The 3124-nt window shown below is 56.9% G+C and carries 4 protein-coding genes; 3 read left to right on the top strand and 1 reads right to left on the bottom strand.

Features of this window, described 5'->3' with window-relative positions:
* Nucleotides 1-179, top strand: a 179-nt coding sequence (locus AB4Z11_RS27740; protein ID WP_442029063.1) for a DUF188 domain-containing protein, incomplete at its 5' end; no start/stop codon positions are given.
* 19 nt (nt 180-198) lie between these two features.
* Here AB4Z11_RS27740 and AB4Z11_RS27735 read toward each other — a convergent pair.
* Nucleotides 199-603, bottom strand: coding sequence for a carboxymuconolactone decarboxylase family protein (locus AB4Z11_RS27735; RefSeq protein WP_442029062.1), 405 nt, complete (start codon nt 601-603; stop codon nt 199-201).
* A gap of 111 nt (nt 604-714) precedes the next feature.
* On the opposite strand from AB4Z11_RS27735, the gene AB4Z11_RS27730 reads away from it, so the two are divergent.
* The gene (locus AB4Z11_RS27730; protein WP_442029061.1) at nt 715-1599 is read left to right on the top strand and encodes a LysR family transcriptional regulator; all 885 of its coding nucleotides are present in this window, start codon (nt 715-717) and stop codon (nt 1597-1599) included.
* A 126-nt stretch (nt 1600-1725) separates the two neighbouring features.
* Nucleotides 1726-2886, top strand: coding sequence for an IS30 family transposase (locus AB4Z11_RS27725; RefSeq protein ID WP_442029060.1), 1161 nt, complete (start codon nt 1726-1728; stop codon nt 2884-2886).
* The last annotated feature ends 238 nt before the right edge of the window (nt 2887-3124 follow it).

Below are 3124 nucleotides of genomic sequence, written 5' to 3'. Positions count from 1 at the left end.
ACACCAAGGATACGATTGCTCAACAACTGACCATGCGGGCGTTCATGGAAGAGCTGCGCGGTGCCGGCGTTGATACTGGCGGCCCGGCAGCCTTCAGCCACGGCGACCGCCAAAATTTCGCCAATGCGCTTGATCGGGTACTTGCCCGGCGGGCAAAGGGTAGTTTCTCAGACCAGTGAATGGCCTGCCCCGGTGGTATCAGCGCCCAATGCCCTCGTTTGCATCGGCCCCCGCGAACACATCCTTCAAATACACCAGCGAATTCCGTACCGCAGGCCCGCCTGCGTAAAACACCAGTTGGAGAATAGTTTCGACGATTTGCTCCCTGGTCGCGCCGACCTTGAGCGCAGCTTCCGCGTGAGCGCGCAGCTGAGGTAAGGCATGTCCCAGCGTCACACAGGATGCGACCAGGATCAGTTCGCGCGTCTTCAGGTCCAGGCCGGGGCGATCCATGATCGTGCCGATGGCCCAGTCAATCGACATGTCCGCAAACGGCGGGCAAATTTCCTGCATTTCGGCGACCATTGCAGCGCCGGCATGGGAGCCGTGAAGTTGGTCGAGCAATTCGAGGCCACGGCGGCGAAGAGGACTGACGTTTGACATCTTGCTTCTCCTTGATCTGACTGCGTCAATTACGCATGGCCCCAGTATCGCAATGAATCCCCAATTGATAAACTAGCACCCAGTGATAACACTTAAAACCAAGGGTGCGTAATGCTTGATCGTTTCACCAGCATGTCGGTGTTCGTCGCCGCGGTGGATTTGCGCAGTTTCACCGAGGCCGCGCGAGCCTTCGGCATCTCGGCCACCATGGTCGGCAAGCATGTGCGCTTCCTCGAAGAGCGTGTCGGCGCCCGCTTGCTGAACCGGACCACGCGCCAGCAATCGCTCACCGAAGTGGGCCAGATTTATTACCACCGCTGTAAGCAGTTGCTGGCTGACGCCGCAGCGGCCGACGCCTGCGCCGACGAAATGCGCGCCGCCCCGCGCGGCTTGCTCCGAGTCCACGCCCCGGTGTCGTTTGGCAGCGCGCGCCTGGCGACCGCCATGGCGAACTATCTGCGGCAACATCCCCAAGTCGAATTGGACCTGACGTTATCGGACCAGGTAGTCGATTTGGTGGAATCGGGTTACGAAGCCGCAATCCGGATTGGCACCCTGCCCGACTCCGGACTCATAGCCAAAACCCTCGCCCCATATGAAATGTGGCTGTGCGCCGCGCCCGCTTATCTGGAATCCAGAGGAAAACCGGAAAGCTTGCAGGATTTAACGGCGCACGAATGTCTGGGATTTGCGTATTGGGGCAAAAAGAATGTCTGGCGGTTGCGCCGTGGAGGACAAACCGAGCAAGTACACGTGAAAGGCCAAATGACTACCAACAACGGTCAAGCGCTTCGAATGGCCGCGCTCGCTGGCCTTGGCATCATCATGCAGCCGGCGGTGCTGGTCGGCGACGATGTGATGGCAGGACGGCTAGTGCGCGTTTTGTCAGACTACGACACGCCAGCACGCCCCATGCACCTGGTCTACCTCGCAGATCGACGGCCTTCCCCAAAACTAGCCAGCTTTATCGAGTTCATCGTTACAACTTTCGCATAAGCGCGACGACGATTCGGGCGACTGTTTCAACCACTATATAGTTAGAGCATGAGAAGCCCGCTGTCGCCTGCGGATTCAACCGATCGACGCAACACTATAAACTGCTTTGGCAGGAGGAGTGTTGCGATGAAAAACAAGCCCCGGATTCATTACACTGAAAGCCAGAGAGCAATGATGTGGGAGCGCTGGCGGCAAGGTGATTCTCTCCAGCATATCGCTCAAATGTTTGGCCGAAGTCACTCATCGGTACAGGGTATTCTGGCCGTCACCGGTGGCATTCGCCCAGCTGAACGGTGCCGCTCCCGGTTGGCACTGACCTCATCCGAACGAGAAGAGATATCACGTTCCTTGGTGGCGGGCGCATCCCTTCGGTCCATCGCGGCTTTTCTTGGCAGAGCACCTTCGACGATCAGTCGGGAAATCAAACGTAACGGTGGGCAGGCATGCTATCGCGCGCATCAAGCCGACAGGTGTGCCTGGGACCGAGCAAGGTGTCCGAAGCGCTGTAGACTGGCAGTGAACTTGGAGCTGGCTAACATTGTGGCCGAGAAACTCCAACTGCAGTGGTCTCCCGAGCAAATTGCCGGTTGGCTCAAGCACACTTACCCTGGCGATGAGGCGCATCAAGTGTCACACGAGACAATCTACCGCAGCCTCTATATCCAAGCTCGTGGCGCCTTGAAGAAGGAACTGCTTGAGCATTTGCGACGCACCAGGGCCATGCGCCGCTCTCGCCATCACACCATGAAGACTGAGGATCACGGCCGGATCAGCGATGCGGTGTCAATTAGTGAACGCCCAGCCACAGCGGAAGATCGAGCCGTGCCTGGGCATTGGGAAGGCGACCTGCTATTCGGCAGCCATAACAGCCAGATCGTCACATTGGTTGAGCGCAAAACGCGCTATGTGATGCTGGTGAAAGTCACGGGCAAAGATACTGAAACCGTTGTGAATGCCTTGATCCAGCACGCCATGAAGCTGCCACAGGAACTCTACAAGTCGCTGACGTGGGATCGAGGTAAGGAGTTAGCTGATCACAAGCGCTTCAAACTGGCCACCGACATTCAAGTCTATTTTTGCGACCCGCAGAATCCTTGGCAGCGTGGATCAAACGAGAATACTAATGGCCTGCTGAGGCAGTATTTCCCTAAGGGCTTGGATCTGTCGAATTACTCTCAGGGGCAACTGGATGCCGTGGCTAATCGCCTAAACGAACGGCCGCGAAAAACGCTAGACTACGAAACGCCGGCTCAACGATTTCACCAGTGTGTTGCGTCGACCGGTTGAATCCGCACCCCTTTGCGGACCTTCGCATACATTAGTCTTGTCCCCCAGTAAAAGCTCAGCCATTGGTGCTAAGTGGGCCACGCCCAACTAACTCGACGACTGAATATCTATCTAAAGGTGGTAGTCGGATTTGTCTGGTCTCCGGCGATATAGCCACTGCACGGCATTGACATCCCATGGTATAAGAACATGCCGTCGGAACTAGTTCCCTGCAACCATGGCAAAGAATATACCAACC

This window comes from Pseudoduganella sp. RAF53_2, from assembly GCF_052113985.1.
GTDB lineage: Bacteria > Pseudomonadota > Gammaproteobacteria > Burkholderiales > Burkholderiaceae_D > Rugamonas.
This window is presented reverse-complemented; position numbering and strand designations above follow the sequence as displayed.

Coding starts and splice junctions, on each gene's coding strand:
- AB4Z11_RS27735 (WP_442029062.1), bottom strand. CDS start 603: ATGTCAAACGTCAGTCCTCTTCGCCGCCGTGGCCTCGAATTGCTCGAC.
- AB4Z11_RS27730 (WP_442029061.1), top strand. CDS start 715: ATGCTTGATCGTTTCACCAGCATGTCGGTGTTCGTCGCCGCGGTGGAT.
- AB4Z11_RS27725 (WP_442029060.1), top strand. CDS start 1,726: ATGAAAAACAAGCCCCGGATTCATTACACTGAAAGCCAGAGAGCAATG.